The sequence below is a fragment of the Onishia niordana genome (genome assembly GCF_004798965.1).
GTDB classification, from domain to species: domain Bacteria; phylum Pseudomonadota; class Gammaproteobacteria; order Pseudomonadales; family Halomonadaceae; genus Onishia; species Onishia niordana.
On sequence record NZ_SDSD01000001.1, the window covers coordinates 863,144 to 886,871 of the forward strand.

Annotated in this window: 19 protein-coding genes and 3 tRNA genes; 11 read left to right on the top strand and 11 right to left on the bottom strand. The window is 61.2% G+C overall.

Annotation, left to right across the window (positions count from 1 at the left end):
- Positions 1–16: 16 nt before the first annotated feature.
- The 8 genes from ETC27_RS03765 to ETC27_RS03800 all read right to left on the bottom strand — a co-directional run bounded on the left by ETC27_RS03765 (position 17) and on the right by ETC27_RS03800 (position 8,571).
- Entirely contained in the window at positions 17–1,297 is a 1,281-nt protein-coding gene (locus ETC27_RS03765; RefSeq protein WP_136253612.1) for a YeaH/YhbH family protein, read from the bottom strand.
- A 106-nt stretch (positions 1,298–1,403) separates the two neighbouring features.
- Entirely contained in the window at positions 1,404–3,326 is a 1,923-nt protein-coding gene (locus ETC27_RS03770; RefSeq protein ID WP_136253613.1) for a PrkA family serine protein kinase, read from the bottom strand.
- A 268-nt stretch (positions 3,327–3,594) separates the two neighbouring features.
- Positions 3,595–4,644, bottom strand: coding sequence for a threonine aldolase family protein (locus ETC27_RS03775; protein WP_136253614.1), 1,050 nt, complete (start codon positions 4,642–4,644; stop codon positions 3,595–3,597).
- Between the two features lie 152 nt (positions 4,645–4,796).
- Complete coding sequence (locus ETC27_RS03780) at positions 4,797–6,839, bottom strand: oxidoreductase (protein ID WP_136253615.1); 2,043 nt, start codon at positions 6,837–6,839, stop codon at positions 4,797–4,799.
- 206 nt (positions 6,840–7,045) lie between these two features.
- Positions 7,046–7,122, bottom strand: a tRNA-Asp gene (locus ETC27_RS03785).
- Between the two features lie 100 nt (positions 7,123–7,222).
- Positions 7,223–7,299: transfer RNA gene (locus ETC27_RS03790), tRNA-Asp, on the bottom strand.
- A gap of 37 nt (positions 7,300–7,336) precedes the next feature.
- Positions 7,337–7,412 (bottom strand) — tRNA-Val (locus ETC27_RS03795).
- 343 nt (positions 7,413–7,755) lie between these two features.
- Positions 7,756–8,571: an alpha/beta family hydrolase gene (locus ETC27_RS03800; protein ID WP_306462158.1), complete on the bottom strand. Its 816-nt coding sequence runs from the start codon at positions 8,569–8,571 to the stop codon at positions 7,756–7,758.
- A gap of 168 nt (positions 8,572–8,739) precedes the next feature.
- On the opposite strand from ETC27_RS03800, the gene ccoN reads away from it, so the two are divergent.
- From ccoN to fnr, 11 genes are all read left to right on the top strand, one after another.
- Positions 8,740–10,164, top strand: a complete 1,425-nt coding sequence (gene ccoN / locus ETC27_RS03805; protein ID WP_136253616.1) for a cytochrome-c oxidase, cbb3-type subunit I — start codon at positions 8,740–8,742, stop codon at positions 10,162–10,164.
- A gap of 19 nt (positions 10,165–10,183) precedes the next feature.
- The gene (gene ccoO / locus ETC27_RS03810; protein WP_136253617.1) at positions 10,184–10,792 is read left to right on the top strand and encodes a cytochrome-c oxidase, cbb3-type subunit II; all 609 of its coding nucleotides are present in this window, start codon (positions 10,184–10,186) and stop codon (positions 10,790–10,792) included.
- 2 nt (positions 10,793–10,794) lie between these two features.
- Positions 10,795–11,010 (top strand): cbb3-type cytochrome oxidase subunit 3, encoded by a 216-nt coding sequence (locus tag ETC27_RS03815; protein ID WP_136253618.1) that lies wholly within the window; start codon positions 10,795–10,797, stop codon positions 11,008–11,010.
- Positions 11,007–11,930 carry a cytochrome-c oxidase, cbb3-type subunit III gene (ccoP, locus tag ETC27_RS03820; RefSeq protein WP_136253619.1) on the top strand — a complete coding sequence of 308 codons (924 nt, stop codon included), beginning with the start codon at positions 11,007–11,009 and terminating at the stop codon, positions 11,928–11,930. The genes ETC27_RS03815 and ccoP overlap by 4 nt, the downstream gene beginning before the upstream one ends.
- A 126-nt stretch (positions 11,931–12,056) precedes the next feature.
- The gene (gene ccoG / locus ETC27_RS03825; protein WP_240724782.1) at positions 12,057–13,499 is read left to right on the top strand and encodes a cytochrome c oxidase accessory protein CcoG; all 1,443 of its coding nucleotides are present in this window, start codon (positions 12,057–12,059) and stop codon (positions 13,497–13,499) included.
- Positions 13,496–14,017 carry a FixH family protein gene (locus ETC27_RS03830; protein WP_136253620.1) on the top strand — a complete coding sequence of 174 codons (522 nt, stop codon included), beginning with the start codon at positions 13,496–13,498 and terminating at the stop codon, positions 14,015–14,017. The genes ccoG and ETC27_RS03830 overlap by 4 nt, the downstream gene beginning before the upstream one ends.
- Before the next feature lie 47 nt (positions 14,018–14,064).
- Entirely contained in the window at positions 14,065–16,551 is a 2,487-nt protein-coding gene (locus ETC27_RS03835; protein WP_136253621.1) for a heavy metal translocating P-type ATPase, read from the top strand.
- Positions 16,548–16,805, top strand: coding sequence for a cbb3-type cytochrome oxidase assembly protein CcoS (gene ccoS / locus ETC27_RS03840; RefSeq protein WP_136253622.1), 258 nt, complete (start codon positions 16,548–16,550; stop codon positions 16,803–16,805). The genes ETC27_RS03835 and ccoS overlap by 4 nt, the downstream gene beginning before the upstream one ends.
- Positions 16,802–17,533, top strand: coding sequence for a sulfite exporter TauE/SafE family protein (locus ETC27_RS03845; protein ID WP_136253623.1), 732 nt, complete (start codon positions 16,802–16,804; stop codon positions 17,531–17,533). Before ccoS ends, ETC27_RS03845 begins: the two co-directional genes overlap by 4 nt.
- 70 nt (positions 17,534–17,603) lie before the next feature.
- Entirely contained in the window at positions 17,604–19,007 is a 1,404-nt protein-coding gene (gene hemN / locus ETC27_RS03850) for an oxygen-independent coproporphyrinogen III oxidase (protein WP_136253624.1), read from the top strand.
- Positions 19,008–19,178: 171 nt separating this feature from the next.
- Positions 19,179–19,925, top strand: a complete 747-nt coding sequence (gene fnr / locus ETC27_RS03855; RefSeq protein WP_136253625.1) for a fumarate/nitrate reduction transcriptional regulator Fnr — start codon at positions 19,179–19,181, stop codon at positions 19,923–19,925.
- Between the two features lie 105 nt (positions 19,926–20,030).
- Here the strand turns inward: fnr and ttcA are convergent, their stop codons facing one another.
- The 3 genes from ttcA to ETC27_RS03870 all read right to left on the bottom strand — a co-directional run bounded on the left by ttcA (position 20,031) and on the right by ETC27_RS03870 (position 23,582).
- Positions 20,031–20,963: a tRNA 2-thiocytidine(32) synthetase TtcA gene (ttcA, locus tag ETC27_RS03860; RefSeq protein WP_136253626.1), complete on the bottom strand. Its 933-nt coding sequence runs from the start codon at positions 20,961–20,963 to the stop codon at positions 20,031–20,033.
- 169 nt (positions 20,964–21,132) lie between these two features.
- On the bottom strand, positions 21,133–21,750 hold the full coding sequence (locus tag ETC27_RS03865) for a 3'-5' exonuclease (RefSeq protein WP_136253627.1): 618 nt from the start codon (positions 21,748–21,750) through the stop codon (positions 21,133–21,135).
- 14 nt (positions 21,751–21,764) lie between these two features.
- Entirely contained in the window at positions 21,765–23,582 is a 1,818-nt protein-coding gene (locus ETC27_RS03870; protein WP_136253628.1) for a putative nucleotidyltransferase substrate binding domain-containing protein, read from the bottom strand.
- Positions 23,583–23,728: the final 146 nt, after the last annotated feature.

The following is a 23,728-nucleotide window of genomic DNA, read 5'->3' on the forward strand; positions in this document are numbered from 1 at the left end:
TGCCTCCTGGAGCCACTCAGGCCTCGACTTTGCGAAACAGCTCGCGAAACACTGGATAGATATCCCCCGGCTCGACGATCTGTCGCATGGCGAAACGTGAGGGAAAATCCGCCTCGACGGCCTCATACTCTTCCCACAACGCTTGATGGGCATGGGGCGTAATCTCGACGTAGGTGAAATAGGCGAGCTGTCGCATCAATGACTTGGAAAGGATTTCACGGCAGGTGGTGGAGTCGTCGTCCCAGTTGTCGCCGTCGGAGGCCTGCGCGACATAGAGATTCCAGTCAGCGGGCGGATAACGGTCATGAATGATGTCATCTACCATGGTCAGGGCGCTGGAGACGATGGTGCCGCCGGTTTCCCGTGAGTAGAAGAACTCTTCCTCGTCGACCTCCTTGGCGGCAGTATGGTGGCGCACGAACACCAGCTCGACCTTCTCGTAGTTGCGCTCGAGAAACAGATAAAGCAGCAGGAAGAAACGCTTGGCGATATCCTTGTGGGATTGCGTCATCGACCCCGAGACATCCATCACGCAGAACATCACCGCCTTGTTGGATGGCGTGGGCTGGTTGACCAGGTTGTTGTAGCGAAGATCATAGGTGTCGATAAAGGGGACCGACTCTAGTCGCTTCTCGAGCCGTTCGATCTCGTCCTTGAGCTCCTGGATGCGCGACGGATTGCGTAGCACAGGATCCTTGCACTCTTCTTCCTCCAGGGCCTCCATCGCCTCGCGCAGGGCCCGACGAATTGGCGCACGCATGGCGATGCGCCTGGCCTGCGCCTCACGCATCGAGCGTACGATATTGATCCTCGATGGCACGCCTTCGCGGGAAATGCCGGCCCGCACCGGCTTCACTTCCTCCAGATCCATCAATTGCTTGCGTTCGAGATGGGGTAGTTCGAGGCCATCGAAGACAAAATCGAGAAACTCATCGCGGGTCAGGCTGAAGGCAAACTCGTCCATGCCCTCCCCCTGGTTAGACGCCCCACCTTCGCCGCTGCCATCGCCTCCGCCGCCACCACTGGGGCGACGGAGGCGATCTCCTTCATCGAACTCCCGGTTGCCAGGACTGACGATGGAGCGGTGTCCACCCTGTCCGTGCTGAAAAACCGGCTCGGAGATATCCCGCGTCGGGATCGATACCTTTTCCCCATGCTGCATATCGGTGATCGAACGCCGATTGACGGCTTCCTCGACCGAGCGCTTGATGTGCGTGCGGTAGCGATCGAGAAATCGCTGCCGATTGACCGCACTCTTGTGCTTGGCGTTGGCCCGTCGGTCGATGAAATAACTCATGCTGCCCTCCCGGCGCTTCGCGCCGCTGGCCGGGCCAATCCCCGGCCCGGCGATGCGCTCCACGGCGCTATCACACCCGTCTCAGGACGCGAGTGACGATGACGCGTTACTGGGACTTACGAACCCGCAGGTACCATTCCGACAGCAGGCGCACCTGTTTCTCGGTGTAGCCACGATCGACCATCCGCGCGACGAAGTCCTCGTGCTTCTTCTGGTCCGACTGGGAGGCCTTGGCGTTGAAGGAGATCACCGGTAGCAATTCCTCGGTGTTGGCAAACATCTTCTTCTCGATCACGCCCCGCAGCTTTTCGTAAGACCCCCAACCGGGGTTCATGCCGTTATTCTGGGCCCGAGCCCGCAGCACGAAATTGACCACCTCGTGACGGAAATCCTTGGGATTGGAGATACCCGCCGGTTTCTCGATCTTCTCGAGTTCCTCGTTGAGTGACTGGCGATTGAAGAGCTCACCGGTCTCCGGGTCACGATATTCCTGATCCTGAATCCAGAAATCCGCATAAGTTACGTAGCGATCGAAGATGTTCTGGCCATACTCGGAGTAGGACTCCAGGTAAGCGGTCTGAATCTCCTTGCCGATAAAGTCGACGTAACGCGGCGCCAGGAACTCCTTGATGAAGCGCAGGTAGCGCTCGAAGACTTCTTTGGGTAACTGCTCCTGCTCAAGGCGCTGCTCCAGTACATAAAGCAGATGCACCGGGTTGGCGGCGATCTCATGGGTGTCGAAGTTAAATACCTTGGATAGAATCTTGAAGGCGAAGCGAGTCGACAGCCCGGTCATGCCTTCATCAACACCGGCACTATCCCGATATTCCTGAATCGACTTGGCCTTGGGGTCGGTGTCCTTGAGGTTGCGGCCGTCATAAACCCGCATCTTCGAGTAGATGCTCGAGTTTTCGGGCTCCTTGAGCCGTGAAAGCACCGTGAATTGGGCCAGCATGCGCAGCGTATCCGGTGCACAGGGTGCCTTGGAAAGCGACGAGTGCTCCATCAGCTTCTGATAGATCTTGACCTCTTCGGTCACCCGCAGGCAGTAAGGCACCTTGACCATGTAGACACGGTCGAGGAAGGCCTCATTGTTGCGGTTGTTGCGAAAGGTCTGCCATTCACTTTCGTTGGAGTGCGCCAGCACGACGCCCTCAAAGGGAATGGCGCCCATCCCCTCGGTAGGGTTGTAGTTACCCTCCTGGGTCGCCGTCAGCAACGGATGCAGCACCTTGATCGGTGCCTTGAACATCTCGACGAACTCCATCAGGCCTTGATTGGCCTTACACAGCCCCCCTGAAAAACTGTAGGCGTCCGGGTCGTCCTGGGAGTAGAGCTCGAGCTGGCGAATATCGACCTTACCCACCAGCGAGGAAATATCCTGATTGTTTTCATCGCCGGGCTCGGTCTTGGAGATACCGATCTGATTAAGCCGTGACGGGTAGAGGCGCACCACCCGGAACTGTGAAATATCGCCGCCGTACTCCTTGAGACGCTTGGCGGCCCAGGGCGACATCACACTCTTCAGGCAGCGTTTGGGAATTCCATATTCGGTCTCGAGAAGCTCGCCATCTTCTTCCGGCGAGAAAAGCCCAAGCGGTGACTCGAATACCGGCGAGCCCTTGATGGCGTAGAAAGGAACACGCTCCATCAAGAGCTTGAGGCGCTCGGCCAAGGACGACTTGCCGCCCCCGACCGGGCCCAGCAGATAGAGGATCTGCTTGCGCTCCTCAAGGCCCTGAGCAGCATGCCGAAAGTAGGCGACGATCTGCTCGATGGCCTCTTCCATGCCATAGAATTCAGAAAACGCCGGGTAGCGGCGAATCACCTTGTTGGAAAAGATACGGGACAGCCGGGAATCCTTGGCAGTATCAATCACCTCGGGCTCCCCGATCGCCACCAGCATGCGCTCGGAGGCCGAGGCGTAGGCAGTTGGATCGCTACGACAAAGCTCCAGGTACTCTTTAAGACTGAGTTCTTCCTGCTGAACGCGTTCGTAGCGATTCTGGACATGATCGAAGATGCTCATCGAAGCCTCCTTAAGCACGATTCCTCGACGATGACGGGAACTGTCAGTTCGAGGAGGGCACACCTATCAGCGTAGACAGATTCGGTTGCCAGGGACTTACTGCTCACTTCAACGCAACGATCATCTGACACTACTGACTCATAAGAGCGCAGAAGCGGGACCAAGGTTCGTTGAAAATCGATGAGATTTTGAACGCTAGGCGAAAAAACACCGGCCGCCGAGCCATGGCGGCCGACACAGAGATGACCAGGTGGGTAGGAAATGCGGCTCAGGCGTGGCTCAGCGCCTCACGGATATCGCCGAGCAGCGCATCGAGCAGCTCGGTGCTGGTATTCCAGGAACACACGAAGCGCGCACCGCCCGCTCCGATAAAGGTGTAGAAGGTCCAGCCACGCGCCTTGAGATGAGCGATGGCGGCCGGCGGCAAGCTAACGAAGACGCTGTTGGCCTGAGTCGGGAACATGGCATGGACCCCCGGAAGCCCTAACAAGCCATCGGCCAGATAGCGGGCCATAGCGTTCGCGTGCTCCGCATTCGTTCGCCAGGCGCCACTTTCCAGAAGTCCGAGCCAGGGTGCCGCAATAAAGCGCATCTTGGAGGCCAGCTGGCCGGCCTGCTTGCAACGATAGGCAAAGTCCTCGGACAGATCCCGGTTGAAGAACAGGATCGCCTCGCCCATCGCCATGCCGTTCTTGGTACCCGAGAAGCACAGCGCATCGACCCCCACCTGCCAGGTCAACTCGGCGGGCGATACATTGAGCGCCGCACAGGCATTGGCGAAACGCGCGCCATCCATATGCAGGCGCAGGTCATGCTTGTCGGCCATGGCACGAATCGCCCGCAGCTCATCGAGGCTGTAGAGGGTGCCCACCTCGGTGGCCTGGGTCAGCGAGATCACCCGAGGTTTGGGGTAGTGGATATCGCTGCGCTTGGTGACCAGTGCCTCGATGCCCTCGGGCGTCAACTTGCCGTTCTCGCCCGGCGACGTCAGTAGCTTGGCACCGTTGGAGAAGAATTCCGGTCCGCCGCATTCATCGGTCTCGATATGGGCGAGTTCGTGACAGATCACGCTGTGGTAGCTGCGCCCCATGGCCGCCAGCGTCAACGAATTGGCGGCGGTTCCATTGAAAACGAAGAAGGCGTCACAGTCGTAATCGAAGAGTTCGCGGAAGCTATCGGCCGCCCGCTCGGTCCAGCTGTCGTTACCATAAGCGAGATCATCGCTTCGATTGGCTTCGAGCAGGTATTCCATGGCCTCTGGACAGATCCCGGAGGTATTGTCACTGGCCAGATAGCGCGGAGTGCAGTCGGATTCCATCTGAGGTGTCCTTACACACAGGGTTCACGATGGCGCATTGCGAAGGGGTACATCGCAATGCCCTGGCAATCGGCGTGGATGACACGCCGACACCAGTCTACCACTGGAAGAGAGACCGAACCTGCCGAGCATTACACGCGCATCATGGGACGCTAGAGACGTGCCGCTAGCCGGGTTCCCTGATCAATGGCCCGTTTGGCATCGAGCTCCGCCGCCTTGTCAGCACCACCAATCAGGTGCACCGCGACGCCGGCGGCCTCAAGCGGCGCTAAAAGCTCACGCACCGGCTCCTGGCCGGCACAGATCACGATGCTGTCGACCTCGAGCAAGCGAGGCTCATCTGCCACCTTCAGATGCAGCCCACTATCATCGATGGCCAGGTACTCGCAGCCGACCAGGGTCTCGACGCCACGGTGACGCAGCGAGGCGCGATGCACCCAGCCAGACGTGGTCCCGAGCCCCTTGCCGGGCTTGCTGGTCTTGCGCTGCAGAAGTGTGACATGTCGGGCCGCCTGCGGGCGCTCGGGGGTGGCGAGCCCAACCCCATCACGAGCATTGAGATCCACCCCCCACTCGCGACACCAGGCGTCCAATGCCTGCCCCTGTCCCGACGCATCATCCTGCGAGGTATCACTCTCCAGGGGATGCGTCAGCAGCTCCGCCACATCGAAACCGATGCCACCGGCACCGATGATCGCCACACGCGTCCCGACCCGCTCGGGGTGCTGGATCGCCTCGGGATAACTCAGCACACTGGGATGCTCGCTACCAGGCAAATCGAGCTGGCGCGGTCGCACACCGCTGGCCAGCACCACGGCCGAGAACCCGGCAAGCGTTTCAAGGCTCGCCTGCGTATTGAGGCGGACCTCGACGCCGTATTTGTCGAGCATCACCCTGAAGTAACGCAGCGTCTCATCGAACTCCTCCTTGCCGGGAATTCGCCGCGCATGATTGAACTGCCCCCCTATCTCACCGGCACTCTCGAAGAGCACCACTCGATGCCCCCGGCGAGCGGCAGTGACCGCCGCCGCCAGGCCAGCCGGACCAGCGCCGACCACGGCGATATCCTGCGGTGTGTCGGCTGGCGTGATCGATAACTCGGTCTCGTGGCAGGCTAGCGGATTGACCAGACAGGAAGTTAACTTGCCCTGGAAGGTATGGTCGAGACAGGCCTGATTACAGGCGATACAGGTATTGATCTCGTCGCTGCGCCCTGCATGGGCCTTGGCGACCCAGTCAGGGTCCGCAAGGAAAGGCCTCGCCATTGACACCAGGTCGGCATGCCCCTCGGCCAGCACTCGCTCGGCGACTGCCGGCATGTTGATGCGATTGGTGGTAATCAAGGGCACCGACAGTTCGGCTTTCATGCGCCGCGTCACCTCGGTAAAGGCGGCCCTGGGTACGCTGGTGACGATGGTCGGCACCCGCGCCTCGTGCCAACCGATTCCGGTATTGATGAGATCCACGCCGGCGGCTTCGAGCGCGTGACCGAGCTTGACCACCTCCTGCCAGCTACTGCCCTCCTCGACGAGATCGAGCATCGAGAGCCGGAAGATGATCAGGAAGTCCTGGCCCAGCGCAGCACGGATGCGCTTTACGATTTCCACCGCAAAGCGCATGCGGGCATCGAAATCGCCGCCCCAGTCATCCGTACGCTGATTGGTGCGCCGGCACAGGAACTGGTTGATCAGGTAGCCCTCGGAGCCCATCACCTCGACCCCATCGTAGCCCGCATCAGCCGCCAGGCGCGCACAACGCACATAGTCCTCGATCTGCTGCTCGACCTCATCATGCTCGAGCGCCCTGGGGCTGAAGCCATTGATCGGCGCACGAATCGACGAAGGCGCCACCAGCTCGGGCGAATAGGCGTAGCGTCCCGCATGCAGGATTTGCAGACAGATACGACCGCCCTCCTCGTGCACCGCCTCGGTCACAGGACGGTGAAGGAGCGCTTCATGCGCCTCGGTCAACTTGGCAGCGCCCTGAAATACCGCACCTTCAGGGTTAGGAGCAATCCCGCCGGTGACGATCAGCCCCACCCCGGCGCGGGCACGCTCACGGTAGAAAGCCGCCAGCCGGGCGAAGCCATCAGGCGCCTCCTCCAAGTTGGTGTGCATTGAGCCCATCAGTACACGGTTGGGCAGGGTGATGGTGCCCAGCTTGAGCGGCTGGAAAAGATGCGGGTAGGTCGTCACGGCGAGTCCTCGCACAGTGGCACGGCTGAAATTCAAACAACCGTATGACAGTCGGGCCAAGGTCGCAAGACGGCCAAGGTCGAGCGTCTGCCAAGCAGGGCTTGAGAATGGTGCGGGGGAGGTTTCGACGCAAGGTCTGAAAAAGGTGGGGCGAAAACGACAAAACCCCAAGCGACTAGGCTCGGGGTTAATATCGGGTATCGAAATGGCGGACCGGACGGGACTCGAACCCGCGACCTCCGGCGTGACAGGCCGGCATTCTAACCAACTGAACTACCAGTCCATATTAAGCAATTTCGCTAATGCGATCCTGCTCAGGTCATCGAAACAACACTTGCCTTGGTACTGCACTTGCATGGGTACTGCTCATTGATCAAGAAAAGTGGCGGACTGGACGGGACTCGAACCCGCGACCTCCGGCGTGACAGGCCGGCATTCTAACCAACTGAACTACCAGTCCACTTTTTCTTTAACGTCTCCAGGGCATCTCGACGAGATGGTGGGTGGTACTGGGCTCGAACCAGTGACCCCCAGCTTGTAAGGCTGGTGCTCTTCCAACTGAGCTAACCACCCTTGGGGACGTGGCGCTGCATTCTACAGGCCATTGGATCAAAGTCAACGCCCGGCGCGTAATTAATTCATCTGAGGCCAGCACTAATTTTACAGGGCTTTCATCAACTTGGCGCCATCGAAGAGTCCGAAGTGGCTGCAAGCCACGCCATGCGCGGTGGGTGGCGTTCCCCAAGGTCTGGTCACACCTCCCGCGGGCTCTTCAAAACTCTTCTCAAAACTCTCCTCAAAACTCTCTTCAGAGCTCTACTTCAAAACTTGATCCAGAACTTGCTCCAGAACTTTCTCCTCTCCCTCTCCAGCTCCCCCACTACTGCCTTATCGATGCATTGGCTTATCGCAAGTCTCAGAGCTCCTGGTCTGCACCACTCGGCGGCATCTCCGATGGCGTCGACGGAAAATAGGCCATATGCGCGGCAATTTTATCCGCCGCCTCACGTATCAAATCCTCCTGACGCAACCCACTGCGCCGAGTTGGCAGCCAGTCGTGATCTCCCGACTCAAGAAAATGCACGTCGGCGCAGGCAGGGAGCGCATATCCTTCCACTTCCGGACGACGACCAAAGGGGTCACGAGTGCCCTGTACTACCAGCGTCGGGCAGGTGAGGGCAGGCCAATGATCCAGCCGGGTGCGCTCAGGCTTGCCCGGGGGATGGAAGGGATACCCGCACAGCACCAGGCCCGCAATGCCCTGGCGACTCTGCGCCTTGTCTTCTCGTTCGCCCAACGCGTGTTCGCCACGCTTGGCCGCCAACAGGCTCGCCACGCGCCCGCCCATCGACTTGCCACCGAGCCAGGGCATGGGCAGCCCCTCCTGTGACACGATGTCGCACCAATCGGCCATTTCTTCCACCAGGCGCTCGACCTTGGGCGGTGGTCGCCGACGCCCTTCGCGGCGCATCTGCTGCATGTAACCGAACTCGATCGCCATGACCTGCACCCCCGCCTCAACCAGCGACTGGCGCAGCGAGACAAGGAACGCCGAGTCCTGACCGGCGCCCGCGCCATGCGCCAAAAGCAGTCGTCCATGGCGGGCCTGACCACTAACCTCGAGCGGCCCTCTGCCTTCGACCCACCAGCGCCCCGTCTGTCCTGCGGCGAGCAAACGACCGATATCAGATGGCGTTTGTAGCGACTCGTTGGCATCAATGGGATATGCCACTTACCCTCCTACTGATAACTAACCGCATGATCCTGTGGTGCAGTAACCATGAGTGCTGGGCTAGAATCGCACCCAGACTCTTGATCTGCATCATTATGGTGGAGGCGTACATCGGGCAAACTGCCGCTTGGACGTCTCCCCCAACACCGCGTTCGATGGGAACCTGACATGAACACAGCATTTGAGCATCCGACCTACAACTACAAGGTGGTTCGGCAGTTCGCGATCATGACGGTGGTATGGGGCATCATAGGCATGAGCCTGGGTGTGATCATTGCCGCGCAACTGGTCTGGCCAGAACTCAACCTAGGATTGCCCTGGACGAGCTTCGGCCGTCTGCGCCCCTTGCATACCAATGCCGTCATCTTCGCCTTTGGCGGTTCAGCCTTGATGGCTACCTCGTACTACGTGGTGCAGCGCACCTGTCAGGTTCGCCTCATCTCCGACAAGCTTGCCGCCTTTACGTTCTGGGGCTGGCAGGCGGTGATAGTTTCGGCTGTCATCACGCTGCCGCTGGGCTACACCACGTCGAAGGAGTATGCCGAGCTCGAATGGCCGATCAACATCCTGATCGCGGTCGTCTGGATCAGCTATGCCATCGTCTTCCTGGGGACCATCAAGCAGCGCAAGACCTCGCATATCTACGTGGCGAACTGGTTCTATGCCGCTTTCATCCTGACCGTGGCCGTCCTGCACGTCGTCAATAACGCTGCCATCCCGGTCGGGGCTCTCAAGTCCTACTCGATCTATCCCGGGGCAGTAGACGCCATGGTTCAGTGGTGGTGGGGCCACAATGCGGTGGGCTTTTTCCTGACGGCAGGCTTCCTCGGCATGATGTACTACTTCGTGCCCAAGCAGGCTGAGCGCCCGATCTACTCCTATCGCCTGTCGATCGTTCACTTCTGGGCGCTGATCACCACCTACATGTGGGCGGGTGCTCACCACCTGCACTACACCGCCCTGCCCGACTGGGCACAGTCGCTGGGCATGATCATGTCGATCATCCTGCTGGCACCCTCCTGGGGCGGCATGATCAACGGCATGATGACGCTGTCCGGGGCCTGGCATAAGTTGCGGACCGATCCGACCCTGCGGTTCCTGGTGGTGGCGCTGTCGTTCTACGGCATGTCCACCTTCGAGGGACCGATGATGGCCATCAAGACCGTCAATGCCCTATCGCACTACACTGACTGGACGATCGGCCACGTGCACGCTGGCGCCCTGGGTTGGGTGGCCATGATCACCATCGGCTCCATGTATCACCTGATTCCGCGTCTTTACGGCGAAACGCAGATGCACTCTAACAAGCTGATTGCCGTGCACTTCTGGCTCTCGACCATTGGCACGGTGCTCTATATCGCTGCCATGTGGGTCAACGGCATTCTGCAGGGCCTGATGTGGCGAGCGGTCAACGCCGACGGCACACTGATGTACACCTTCGTTGAAGCCCTCGAGGCCAGCCACCCGGGTTATGTAGTGCGCTGGATCGGCGGCCTGTTCTGGGTCGTCGGCATGCTGCTCATGGCCTTGAACGTCTACATGACGGTCAAGCGCAGCAACACCGAGTCCCAGCCGCTTCCTCAGACCGCCTGAACACAGGGAACCTGCACCGATGAGACACGAGATAGTCGAAAAGAACGTGGGTCTGCTTGCCGTGCTGATTCTGGTGGTGATCAGTTTCGGTGGCCTGGCGGAAATCGTACCGCTGTTCTTCCAGAAGGAAACCACCCAGCCGGTGGCAGGCCTCGAGCCGCTGACGCCGCTGGAGCTCGAGGGCCGCGATATCTATATCCGCGAAGGCTGCGTTGGCTGCCACTCGCAGATGATCCGGCCCTTCCGCGCCGAGACCGAGCGCTACGGTCACTACAGCGTGGCCGGTGAGTTCGTCTATAACCATCCCTTCCTGTGGGGGTCCAAGCGCACCGGGCCTGACCTGGCAAGGGTCGGTGGTCGCTATTCAGACGACTGGCACCGGGCACACCTTTATGACCCGCGGGATGTCGTGCCGGAGTCCAAGATGCCCGCGTACCCCTGGCTGTTCGACAACACCCTCGATGGCGAGGCGACCGAAACCAAGATGCGAGCGCTGCAGAGCATGGGCGTGCCCTACACCGACGAGCAGATCGAAGGCGCCGGTAGCGAGGTTCGCGGCGAGCAGGAAATCACCGCGCTGGTGGCCTACCTGCAGCAGCTTGGAACCGTACTCAAGGGTGCGCGTTAATCATGGACATGGGCACCTTTCGCGGCATCACCACCTTGCTGATCCTGATCGCCTTTATCGGCATCGTGGTATGGGCCTATTCGAAGCGTCGCCGCCGGGACTTCGACGAGGCGGCCCACCTGCCCTTTGCCGACGAGCAGGAAGACACGCAGCGTGACGACTATACCTCGCCCGACGAGGTGGATTCCCGACAGGACAGGGGAGACAAGAACACATGAATAACCTATGGGGCGATTCCCTTTCAGGCTTCTGGAGTGGCTGGATCATCGTCATCACGCTGGGCACCATTGCCTTCTGCTGGTGGATCCTGTTCGCCAACCGCAAGACCGACAAGGTCCCAGATGCCGAAGGCAACGTAGACACCACTGGCCACCAGGCCGATGGCATAGAAGAGTACGACAACCCGCTGCCGCGCTGGTGGTTCATGCTGTTCGTCGGCACGATTATCTTCTCGCTCGGCTACCTGGCCCTTTATCCGGGACTTGGCAACTATGCTGGCCTGCTTGGCTGGACCCAGGAAAACCAGTGGGACAAGGAAGTAGCTCGCGCCGAGGAGCGCTACGCGCCGATCTTTGCCGAGTACAATGACATCCCCGTACCGGAGCTTGCCCAGAATGCCGAAGCGATGCAGGTCGGCGAGCGCATCTACCTCAATAACTGCGCGGTATGTCACGGCTCCAATGCCCAAGGGGGCTACGGCTTCCCCAATCTGACCGACGACGCCTGGTTATACGGCGGTACGCCCGAAGCCATCAAGACCACCCTGAACAATGGGCGCAATGGCCTGATGCCTGCTTGGCAGCAGTTGGGCGAGACCAACATCAACAATGTGGCCAACTACGTGCTGGCGTTGTCCGGTGCCGAGCATGACGCCGATGCTGCCGCCAAGGGTCAGCCGATCTTCGCTGCCTCCTGTGTCGCCTGCCATGGACCAGAAGGCAAGGGCAACCAGGCACTCGGCGCCCCCAACCTGACCGATGACATCTGGCTCTATCGTCAACCTGGCCAACCGCTTCTCGAGGCCGTCCTGCAGACCTTGCGCAACGGACGCAACGGCCACATGCCGGCTCAGACGCCCTACATCGGTGAAGACAAGGTGCACCTGGTCGCGGCCTACGTCTACAGCCTCTCGAACTAACCCCTCTCGACCGCCGGGTGCGTCTCGCCGTCGCACCCGGCCTCCTTAAGGTTCCCGACCGCTACAATGGCCATGTGCCCGGCATACGCCGGGTATCCAAGCGCCCCGAGCCGATGCGGTGATGCCATGTCCGACAGGATTCCCACTCAAGATGTAACGACAGACGCTGGCGTCGGTCATCACGACCCCGCGAACGCTACGTCGACCGATATGTACGCCAGCCGCCGTCATATCTACGTGCGCGAGATCAAGGGCGTCTTCCAGCGTCTGAGACGCGTCTCCAATTGGGTGCTGATGGGCCTGTTCTTCGGGCTGCCCTGGCTCTCCTGGAACGGCCAACCGCTGATTCTCTTCGACCTGCCCGCCCGCCAGTTCCACATCTTCGGAGGCACCTTCTACCCGCAGGAGTTCATGCTCCTCTCCTGGCTCTTGATCATCTGCGCCTTCGGGCTCTTCTTCATCACCGTCTTCGCTGGCCGTGTATGGTGCGGCTATACCTGCCCACAGAGCGTTTGGACCTGGCTCTACATCTGGGTCGAAAAAGTCACCGAGGGGCGCCGCAACCGCCGCATCAAGCTCGACCAGCAGCCTATGAGCCTCGACAAGGCCTGGCGCAAAGGAGCCAAGCACCTGATGTGGCTCGCCATCGCGCTGGCAACCGGGCTCACTTTTGTCGGCTATTTTACGCCTATTCAAGGGCTGGTCGCCGACCTGGCACGCATTGAGGTTGGTGGCTGGTCACTGTTCTGGATCGGCTTCTTCACCGTCTTCACCTACTTGAATGCCGGCTGGCTGCGTGAGCAGGTATGCATCTACATGTGCCCCTATGCGCGTTTTCAGTCGGTGATGTTCGATCAGGATACCCTGATCGTCTCCTACGATTCCGCCCGCGGCGAGCCGCGGGGGCCACGCAAGAAACGCCTTAGACATGAAGAGGCGCGAGCCGCCGGTCACGGTGATTGTATCGACTGCGATCTATGCGTACAGGTCTGCCCCACCGGCATCGATATTCGTGATGGACTGCAATACGAATGCATCAGCTGCGCGGCCTGCATCGATGCCTGCGACAGCGTAATGGACAAGATGGGCTATCCCCGTGGCCTGATCCGCTATACCACCGAGCATGCCCTGGAAGGCGGCAGGACCCATATCCTGCGTCCACGCCTGATCGGCTACCTGGCCGCCCTGGTCGTGATGATCGGGCTATTCGCCTGGGCGGTGAACGACCGCCCTACCCTCGAGTTCGATATCGAGCGCGACCGTAATCAGCTTTACCAGATGACCCAGGATGGGCTGATCAGTAATGCCTATACCCTGACCATTCGCAACCTGGATGATCGCACGCATACCTATCGCATCAGCATGCAGGGCTTGCCGGGTATTGAACTGATCGGCAACGAAGCGGTTACCATCGGCGCGGGCGAAAGCCGCCTGGTCACGCTGCAGGCCGCCGTCGACACCGACGTCATCAGCCGGCCCAGCCACGAATTGCAGGTCATCCTCGAGGCCAGCGACGAGGATATCCGCCAGGCACGCGAAACCCGCTTCATCGGACAGATCAGGAGATGACCGTGACGTCACAATCGCCCCAGCCCTGGTACAAGGAGTTCTGGCCCTGGATGATCCTTGGCGTGCTCGCCTCCTCGGTCATTGCCGGCACCACCTTCCTGGTGCTTTCAATCACCAGCTACGACGGCATGGTCGAAGACAACTATTACAAGTCAGGCCTCGCCATCAATCAGGTCATCGCCCAGGATCGCCGCGCCACCGCGATGGACATGGCCGCCGCGGTGCGTGTTGATGATTTAACCGGGGATGTGAACGTTGAGCTTAGTGGCGAGGCCCGGCCTAAGCGTCTCCTGATGACCCTGATCTTCCCCACTCGCGATGATCGTGATCAGCAGTTGATCCTCGAGCATGTCCGCGATGGGCACTATGTCGGCCAGGCGCCCAGACAGCTTGAGTACCGCTGGTACCTGCAGCTGGCACCCGATATTGAGTCGCCAGAATGGCGCCTGCAGGGTGAAGCCACTTTCCCAAGCGATAAGGCCTTCCAGATGAAGGCTCAGGTGCCCGACGAGGGCTAAATGACCATGATCGCAACGCGCGTTATTTCAATATTGCCCGCGACCCCATGAGTGTCGAGGCGACGTCACCGGCAGGCGTCGATACCGGCTGCTATCACTGTGGTAACCCAGTGCCTGCCGGTGCGCCCTGGCGGTTGGTACTGGATGATCAGGTACATCCGCTGTGCTGCCCGGGTTGCGAGGCCGTGGCCCATGCCATCGTCGAGGGAGGGCTCTCGAGCTACTATCACTTTCGCACCGAGCTCCCCGAACCGCCGTCGAACGATACCCGCAGCTTATCCGCCCGCGCCGAGACCTGGCAGGTCTTCGATGACCCGGCACTGCAGAGTGAATTCGTTCACGCCGATGGCGATAGCCTGACCGCGACGCTCGCCGTCGACGGCATCACCTGTGCGGCCTGCGCCTGGCTGATCGAGCACCGCCTGAATGCACTGGATGGCGTCACCGCCAGCGCCGTTAACCTGACCCATCACCGCCTGAGCGTCAGCTGGGACCCGCAGCGCACCGCGCTCTCAAGACTCCTCGCCGAGCTCACCGCGATCGGCTACCCGGCGCAACCCTACGAGCCCGACCAGGCTCAGCAACGCCTCAAGCAGGAAGAGCGCATGAGCGTACGCCGGCTGATCGTGGCCGCGGTGGCGATGATGCAGGTCATGATGTTTTCGGTGCCGATTTACGTAAGCGACCCGGGCGAGCTGTCCACGGACTTCCTGGCGCTCTTTCACTGGCTGTCCTTCGCGCTGGCAACGCCTGTGGTGCTGTTCTCGGCGGCGCCCTTCTTCCGCGGCGCCCTGCGTGATCTGCGTAGTCGCACCCTGGGCATGGACGTACCGGTCTCGCTGGCGATCGGCGGCGCCTATCTGGCCAGTGGCTATGCGGTAATCGCCGGGTACGGCGAGGTCTACTTCGATTCGGTCGCCATGTTCACCTTCTTTCTGCTCTTTGGGCGCTATATCGAGATGCGCGCCCGACGTCGCAGCGGCCACAGTGGCAACGCCCTGAGCGGGGTACTGCCCGCCTCGGCAGTGCGCCTCGAGGCCGACGGCGCCGAACGCGTGCTGCCCGCCAATCGTCTGGTGGCCGGCGACCGGGTACTGGTCCGTCCCGGTCACGGCGTACCTGCCGACGGCGTGATCGAGGACGGCACCTCGAGCCTGGATGAATCGATGCTGACCGGCGAATCCCAGCCGGTGACCCGCCGCAGCGGCGACACCGTCACCGGCGGTAGCCACAACGTCGACAGCCCGCTGGTGGTGCGTATCACCCATGCTGGGCACGACGCCCGCGCCGCGGCGATTATCGACCTGACCGACCGTGCCTTCGCCAAGCGGCCACGCATCGCCGAGCTTGCCAGCCGCTGGGCGCACATGTTCGTGCTGCGCCTGCTGGTGGTTAGCCTGGGGGTCGCCATTGCCTGGACCTTCATCGACCCGTCCCGGGCACTATGGGTGACACTGTCCGTGCTGGTGGTCACCTGCCCCTGCGCGTTGGCATTGGCCACCCCCACGGCGCTGACGGCGGGCCATGGACGACTGAGCCGTCGTGGCTTCCTGATCACCCGCGGCCACGCCCTCGAAGGGCTCGCCCAGGCCGGTCGCGTCGTCTTCGACAAGACCGGCACTCTGACCACCGGCCACATGACGCTCGATGAAACGCGTCCTCTGGGGAAGCTCACTCCCGAGCGGGCACGTGCCATCGCCGCGGCGCTGGAGGCACACTCAGAACACCCCATCGCCCGTGCATTTGCGCCCTATCGAGATAACGCCACCCGTGCCGACACGCTGGTCAATCGCCCCGGGCAAGGACTCGAGGGCCAAGTGGAAGGAGAACGCTGGCGGCTTGGCAAGCCTGACTTCGCGGCCTTCCCCGATACGCCATCGCCGCCGGGGCCCGGGCGCTGGCTACTGCTGGCTTGCCATGGGCAGCCAAAGGCCTGGTTCGCGCTGAACGACACCGTGCGCGACGATGCACTGGCCACCGTGCAGGCCCTCAAGCAGCTGGGGCTAACGGTCGAGCTGCTTTCAGGCGACCACGAAACCGCCGTTGCCGACCTCGCCCACCGGCTCGGGATCGACGACTGGCATGCCGGCGCCAGCCCCGAGGAAAAACTCGCCCATGTCGAGGCCCTTCAGGCGCGCGGCGAGAGCGTGGTCATGGTCGGTGACGGCATCAACGACGTGCCGGTGCTGGCCGGCGCCGAGGTATCCATCGCCATGAACGGCGCCACCGACCTGGCCCGTACCCGTGCCGATGCCGTGCTCTTAAGCCCGCACCTGTCACGTATCGTCGAGGCGATCGAGGTCAGTCGCGACACGCGGCGTATCATTCGCCAGAATCTCGGCTGGGCACTGTGCTACAACCTGACCGCACTACCGCTGGCCGCCTGCGGCCTGGTACCGCCCTGGCTGGCCGCCATCGGCATGTCGGCAAGCTCGCTGGTAGTCGTCGGTAACGCCCTGCGCCTGGGGCGCGACCGTAAAAGCGTGCTGGCCAACGCCACGCCATCCGCTCACCCTCAGACAGAGCCCGTATGAGCATTCTCTACCTGCTGATCCCCCTGTCCCTGATCCTGCTGTCACTGGCGGTCTGGGCCTTCTTCTGGGCCGTCAAGAATGATCAGTTCGATGATCTCGAAGGACCGGCACACCGCATCCTGTTCGACGATGACGAGAACGACCTCTCACCATCCGCACGCCAGCGTCGAGCCCAGGGCAATGCCAAGCGGACAACCCAGCCGGATGAGCACGACGATGAAGGAAGCAACGACCGAGAGGATGGAGCGCGATGAGCCCGACCGACCTTGATCTGCCACCGTTGGCGGCGGCCTTCGTCTTCGGCCTGCTCGGCGGCGCCCACTGCATCGGCATGTGCGGCGGTATCATGAGTGCCCTGAGCTTCGCCGTGCCACCCAGCATGCGACATCCGGCACGGCTCACGGGCCTGTTGCTCGGTTATAACCTGGGCCGTATCGTAAGCTACATGACTGCCGGCGCCCTGGTGGCCGGGCTCGGCACGCTGATCGGCGGTCTCGCCGGCGGTGTCCGCCTGGCACTCGAGACACTGGCCGCCGTGATGTTGATTCTGATGGCGCTGTATATCGCCAACTGGTGGAAAGGACTGCTCAGGGTCGAGGCGCTGGGGCGGCGCCTATGGCGCCATCTGGAGCCGATTGGCCGGCGCCTGATGCCGGTGGTGAGGGTGCCCCAAGCCGTCGCCCTGGGGGCAGTCTGGGGCTGGCTGCCCTGTGGGCTGGTCTACTCCATGCTGGCCTGGAGCCTGGCCACTGCGGATCCCCTCGAGGGCGCCGCTCTGATGGCGGCCTTCGGACTCGGCACCCTGCCCGCCCTGCTGGTCACCGGCTTCGCCGCTCGCTCGCTCGGCAATCTGATCCGCCATCCGGCAACGCGCACCCTGGCCGCGACGCTGATCATCGCCTTCGCGCTATGGCAACTGGCCGGCACCTGGCTGCCAAGTACCGAACACGCTGCCACAGGCGGCCATTCCCACGGAACTTGACCTGGCGCAAGGGGCCATTGGTCCACCGCTACTAGACTGGCAACAGTCTCATTCAGTGGAGTGTCCAGTGATGTCCAGCCCCGCGTCCGCCCCCTCGTCTTCTCATGCCTGGGACCCGGCGCTGCTCAAGCGCTATGATGTCAACGGGCCGCGTTACACCTCTTACCCGACGGCACCCGCGTTTCATGAGGGCTTTGGTGCAGCAGATTTCGAAGCCGCGCTTGCACGTAGCAACGCCGCGGCCCGCCCGTTGTCGCTTTACGTGCACGTGCCTTTCTGCCGACGCATCTGCTTCTACTGCGCTTGCAACAAGATCGCCACCAAGAACACCCAGCTCGCCGAGCCCTACCTGACCCGACTCGATCGCGAGATGCTGCTGACCAGCCGTCATCTGGACACCTCCCGAGAGGTCACCCAGCTGCACTGGGGCGGCGGCACACCGACCTTCCTGACACTGGCCCAGATGGGGGATCTGATTGACCGTCTGGATGCGCGCTTCGGTCTCAGCAGCGCCCCCGAACGCGACTACGCCATCGAGATCGACCCCCGAGAGGCTGACGTGCTGACCCTGCGCCACCTTCAAGCGCTAGGGTTCAATCGCCTGAGCCTCGGCGTGCAGGATCTCGACCCGACAGTGCAACAAGCCATTAACCGCGTCCAGCCACGGGTGCTGACCGAGAGCCTGATCGAGGAAGCTCGCCGGCTGGGATTCCATTCCCTGAACCTCGACCTGATCTATGGGTTGCCGCACCAGACGCCAGCGAGCTTCGCTGCCACCCTCGCGCAAGTCATCGAGATGGGCCCGGCGCGGCTATCGGTGTTCAACTATGCGCATATGCCCAGCCGCTTCGCACCGCAACGGCGCATCAGCGAGGCCGATCTGCCGGGGCCCGACGCCAAACTGGCCATGCTGCAGACAAGCATCGAGATGCTGGAAGATGCGGGCTACGTGCATATCGGCATGGATCATTTCGCGCTGCCCGACGATAGCCTGGCACGCGCCCAGCGCCTGGGCACCATGACCCGAAATTTCCAGGGCTACTCGACGCATGGTGACAGTGACCTGGTGGGCCTGGGCGTATCGGCCATCAGCCGCGTGGATGACTGCTATGCACAGAACCCCACCGCGCTCGCCGATTACGAAAGTGCGCTGGATGCAGGCAGGCTCGCCACCCTTAAAGGGGTACGGCTAAGCCTCGACGACCGCCTGCGCCGCCGTGCCATCGAGCGGCTGATGTGTGATATGGCGCTCGATTTCACGTCGCTGGGTCGCGAATTCGACATCAATGCCGAGTCCTGGCTTAGTGACGCCCTGGCCCGCCTGGCGCCCAGCATCGAGGACGGCCTGATCGAGAAGCACGGCAACAAGCTTAGCGTGACACCCCGCGGACGCCTGCTGATCCGCCACCTGGCGATGGCCTTCGATGCTCGACTGCCTAACCAGAGCGGGCAGCGCTATTCGCGCATTCTTTGAGTCTCAAGACTGAGTATCAAGACAAAGCCACGCGCGTCCTCCTCCCATCCCGCTCGCCGCATCGACATTTGTGGTCTTGGCGAAAAGGATACTTTGCCTCGCCGGCGGCCTCTTCCATAATGTGGCGGGCGATGGACTAGAATATGCAGGCAAGACGTCAAGGAGAAGGACATGCCCTCGAATGCGCTCGCTCAACGAGCTCGTCTCACTGAAACGCGCTGCCAGACCTGTAGCCTCAGCTCGCTTTGCCTGCCACTGGCGCTTGAAGTAGAGGACATGGATCGCTTCGACGCTATCATTCGCCGTCGCGCACCGCTCAAGAAGGGCGAGACCCTGGTGCGCCAGGAAACACCGTTCTCAAGCGTCTTTGCGGTTCGTTCCGGTAGCCTCAAGCAACTCAGCAGTGCTGGCAGCGGTGATGAGCAACTGACCAACTTCTATCTCCCCAGTGAACTGGTGGGACTGGACGGCATCGACGAGGAATACTACCCCGGCACGGTCGTGGCGCTCGAGACGACCACTGTCTGCGAGATCCCCTTCGATCGTCTGGATGACCTCTCGGAGCATCTTCCTGAGCTGCGCGCCCAGATCTATCGCAGTCTCAGCAAGGAGTTACGCGATGACCGGCGCATGCTGCGCCTGCTCTCCCGCAAGACCGCCGATGAGCGGCTGGCAAGCTTTCTGGTTAACTTGTCGTCGCGCTTCCGCCGCCGTGGCTACTCGGCATACAGCTTCCGGCTATCGATGTCTCGCGCCGATATCGGCAATTACCTGGGACTCGCTGTGGAAACGGTCAGCCGCATTCTGGGACGCTTTCAGCAGCAGAATCTGGTGGCCGTGTCTGGCCGCGAGGTCAACATCCTCGACCTGGATACTCTCTGCGAACTTACCAACGACGGTTGCTCAATAAACGACTAGCCGTCGCCGAGCGCCCGACACAACGACGCACACAAAAAAACGCCAAGCCCCTGGGCTTGGCGTTTTTTTGTGTGGATACTCTAAGGCGCATCGCCGTGGCGTCAGTTAGGCCTCGCGACCAAGGTCAAAGGCATCGATGCGATTCTCGCGGCGCTTCGTTTGCTCGGCTTCCAGCCCCTTGAAGTCGAAGAGTTCGCGATCGGCAAGCTGCGAGGGCGCCACATTCGTCACCGCCTTGAACATGCTCTCCAGCCGCCCGGGATGTTTCCCCTCCCACTCGGACAGCATCTCCTTGACCACCTGGCGCTGCATGTTGGGCTGCGAGCCACACAGGTTGCAGGGGATGATCGGAAATTCCATGCGCTGGGAAAATTCTTCAATGTCCGCCTCACGGCAATAGGCCAGCGGACGAATCACGATGTTCTTGGCGTCGTCTGACAGCAGCTTGGGCGGCATCGACTTGAGGCTGCCACCGAAGAACATGTTCAAGAACAGCGTCTCGAGAATATCTTCGCGATGATGGCCAAGTGCCACCTTGGTCGCGCCGATCTCCTCGGCGAAGCCATACAGCGAGCCACGCCGCAGGCGCGAGCAAAGCGCACAGGTGGTCTTGCCCTCCGGGGTCTTCTCCTTGACCACCGAATAGGTGTCACGCTCAAGGATATGGTAATCGACGCCCAGCTTGTCCAGGTATTCCGGAAGCACATGCTCGGGGAAGCCCGGCTGCTTCTGATCGAGATTGACCGCCACCAAGGAGAAATTCACTGGCGCATTGCGCTGCAGGCTGCGCAGGATTTCCAGCATGGTGTAGGAGTCCTTGCCGCCGGACAGGCAGACCATGACCTTGTCGCCTTCTTCGATCATGCCGTAATCGATGATGGCGTTGCCGACCTGACGCCGCAGGCGCTTCTGCAGTTTATTGAAGGCGCGCTTGTCGTTGGCGGCTGCCGCAGCGTCGGCTGCCGCAGCATCGGCTGCCGCATTGGAAGCAGAGGCATCAGAGACGTAAGAGGGGGTAGTCACGGCAGTATCGGTCATGATCGCAGCAAAAGTGGACGGAAATGAGGCGTCATCTTACCACTGGCACCCCGGGGCCGCGACCGGGCGTGAAAAAGCCAACCTAACGGCCGCTATGCGGCGGATGTGAGGGCCGCGATGTCAGACCAGACGGCTAGGCTGCCGGGGAGTCGTCGAGCACGCCCCAATATCACGCCGTCACGCGGCCGGCCTTGTTCAAGCGCACGTACATCAGGGCCGTGGTCACGGCGTCACCAAGGGCAGTGTGACGGCCCATTACCGGAACACCCAGGGCCTCGGCCATGGTTTCGAAACGCAGGCTGGGCTCCAACTCCGGAGTGGCGCGCCGCAGCGTCCGCGCATAACGCTGGGCGATATCGACGGTGGCATTGGGCAGGTCGAAGCCGAAGCGGGGGCGCAGCTGACGATTAAGCATGGCGACATCGAAAGCCACACACCAGCCCACCAGCGGCCGGTTGCCAACAAAATCCAGAAACTGAGTGAGCGCATCCTCGACGCTTGCCCCGCCTTCAAGATCAATTCCCCTAAGGCCATGAATGCGTATCGAGTCGCCCGTCAGGCGTGCCGGGCGTGACAGGTGAATGTCCAACGATTCGCTGGTCAGCACGCGATCACCGCGCAGCTTGACCGCCGCGATCGACACCAGCTCATCGCGACGCGTATCGAGACCGGTGGTCTCACAATCGATGGCCACCATCTCATCGCCGGTATAGGGATTGAACAGCCAACCGTAGTCGCCATCTGCCTGACGACGGCGGTCGGTCACTCGACGCCACGCTTTTAACATCCTGCCTCCTGCCATCAGTATTCGAGGTGAAAGCGCTGAGTCAGGCGCTGCTTGAAGTCCTTGACGATATGTAGCGCCTCGCGGAGCAGGTCGCGCTCAAGCGACGAAAGCTGCTGCACGACCACACGATTCGGATCGCGTTCGGCATTGATACCATCCAGATGCTCGAGCTGCTGCTTCAGGCGCAGCTCAGTGAAAAGCGATAGGGCTTCGCCCAGGTCCTCGGCAAATCTCGCTTCGAGCCGACCATCGGCTACCAGGGCATCCAGCCTCTCAAGGGTCGAGGTGGAGCGAATACCTCGCTCCAGAGCCATGGTGCGCACCCCATGCACGATGGGAAAGATGCCGCCCTTCTTGATGTCGATACCGTGCTCGGGCTTCTTCAAGGAACCGAATAGGCTCAGCGGAGTGGAAAACTGTAGCGCCGCCCGGGCAAAGTAGGTCAGCAGTAGCTCATTGCCGGCACAGGCCTTGAACAACGCATCACGCACCTCGTCGAGCAAGGCAGTATTGCCACCTACCGCATGGGCATCGAGGATGATCGCCAGTTTCATCAGGCTCTCGCCGTCGCGTCGGTCGATCCAGCGAGTAATACGGTTTCGCCAATCCTTGACCCGCCCGACCCACTCCGGGTTGGAAACCATGATATTGCCCGGGCAACGCGGATAGCCAAGTGCTACCAGTGTCTCCGTGAAATCGCCCATCTGTTCGTTGCAGTCGGGCCAGTCGGCATCATCGGCAAGGATGAGGCCATTATCCTGGTCCGTTTTGAGAATCTGCTCGCCACGCCCTTCGCTGCCCATCACCATCAGACAGCTCTGGTGCTGCTTCGAGGCATCAATCTTAAAGTCCCAGGCCTTATTCATGATGCGGCCATTCAGTGCTGCCAGTAGATCCATGGCAAAACGCAGCTTGACGCCCTGCATCATCAGCGCCTTGACCAGCTCGGGGGTGCGTGCGCTTGCTGCCGCCAGCTCATCGAGATTATCCGCCTGTTCGACCTGCAGGCTGACCACGTAGCTGCGACTCGAAAAGTAGCTGAGCACGTCAGTGAGTTCGACGACACCCACGGCCCGACTGCCTTCTAGCACTACCACCCGCGCGACCTCGTGGCGGGTCATATTGACCAATGCCTCAAACAGATACTGATCGGGCTTGGCACTGACCAGAGAAAAATGGGCGATCTCGATCACCGGGTCTTGCTGGTCCCGTCCATCAATGACCAGCGCATTGAGCAGATCGGTCTTGGTGACCATGCCCAGCTGCGTCGCCTGACAGACCAGCAGGCTGTCGGCACGGCTGTCATTGAGTGTGCGAACGGCCACGGCGATGCTGGTATCGGCCTCGACAAGCAGTGGCGGGCGCATGCACTCGGCGATGCGTGCCAGCATGAAGCCGGCCATGCTGACGCCGCCTTCGGCTCGCCGCTCGGTCATCAGCCGCGTCTTGTCAGACAGGCGCTGGCGAAAGAATTCAGAGAAGGCGGGATAGCGTTTGCAAAGCCGCTCGAAGAGGTCGCGCGGCATCAGGTAGCAAAGACACTCCTGCTCGGCCTTGAAGCGATAGCGGCTCTTGCCGTTGAGGATACTGATGGCGCCGAATAAATCTCCTGCCGTGTAGTGGCCAATGCGCGCCGTCGCGGATGGCTCTGAGGTATCAAGCTCGGCCACCTCGCCCTTGTGGATCAGATAGACGTATTCGCCGGGCTGACCCGCGTCGAGTAACACCTCGTCACTATCGTAGTAGGCAAGATCCACGCCTCGCCTCACCAGATCACGCCCCTCGTCATCGAGAAGCGAGAAGGGAGGTTGAGAGAGATCGACATCGACCATGGCGATGACCTCGTATTGCGGCGGCTAGGTCGCCGCGGATGGCTGCACACTACATCGGCGCGCATGACGCGACCTTCGTATTATTCACATCAAGAAAACTGTCGGTGTCTTTGCAGGTGACGACAGTGATACTCGGCCTGAATGAA

Coding starts and splice junctions, on each gene's coding strand:
- ETC27_RS03765 (WP_136253612.1), bottom strand. CDS start 1,297: ATGAGTTATTTCATCGACCGACGGGCCAACGCCAAGCACAAGAGTGCG.
- ETC27_RS03770 (WP_136253613.1), bottom strand. CDS start 3,326: ATGAGCATCTTCGATCATGTCCAGAATCGCTACGAACGCGTTCAGCAG.
- ETC27_RS03775 (WP_136253614.1), bottom strand. CDS start 4,644: ATGGAATCCGACTGCACTCCGCGCTATCTGGCCAGTGACAATACCTCC.
- ccoN (WP_136253616.1), top strand. CDS start 8,740: ATGAACACAGCATTTGAGCATCCGACCTACAACTACAAGGTGGTTCGG.
- ccoO (WP_136253617.1), top strand. CDS start 10,184: ATGAGACACGAGATAGTCGAAAAGAACGTGGGTCTGCTTGCCGTGCTG.
- ETC27_RS03815 (WP_136253618.1), top strand. CDS start 10,795: ATGGACATGGGCACCTTTCGCGGCATCACCACCTTGCTGATCCTGATC.
- ccoP (WP_136253619.1), top strand. CDS start 11,007: ATGAATAACCTATGGGGCGATTCCCTTTCAGGCTTCTGGAGTGGCTGG.
- ccoG (WP_240724782.1), top strand. CDS start 12,057: ATGTCCGACAGGATTCCCACTCAAGATGTAACGACAGACGCTGGCGTC.
- ETC27_RS03830 (WP_136253620.1), top strand. CDS start 13,496: ATGACCGTGACGTCACAATCGCCCCAGCCCTGGTACAAGGAGTTCTGG.
- ETC27_RS03835 (WP_136253621.1), top strand. CDS start 14,065: ATGAGTGTCGAGGCGACGTCACCGGCAGGCGTCGATACCGGCTGCTAT.
- ccoS (WP_136253622.1), top strand. CDS start 16,548: ATGAGCATTCTCTACCTGCTGATCCCCCTGTCCCTGATCCTGCTGTCA.
- ETC27_RS03845 (WP_136253623.1), top strand. CDS start 16,802: ATGAGCCCGACCGACCTTGATCTGCCACCGTTGGCGGCGGCCTTCGTC.
- hemN (WP_136253624.1), top strand. CDS start 17,604: ATGTCCAGCCCCGCGTCCGCCCCCTCGTCTTCTCATGCCTGGGACCCG.
- fnr (WP_136253625.1), top strand. CDS start 19,179: ATGCCCTCGAATGCGCTCGCTCAACGAGCTCGTCTCACTGAAACGCGC.
- ttcA (WP_136253626.1), bottom strand. CDS start 20,963: ATGACCGATACTGCCGTGACTACCCCCTCTTACGTCTCTGATGCCTCT.
- ETC27_RS03865 (WP_136253627.1), bottom strand. CDS start 21,750: ATGTTAAAAGCGTGGCGTCGAGTGACCGACCGCCGTCGTCAGGCAGAT.
- ETC27_RS03870 (WP_136253628.1), bottom strand. CDS start 23,582: ATGGTCGATGTCGATCTCTCTCAACCTCCCTTCTCGCTTCTCGATGAC.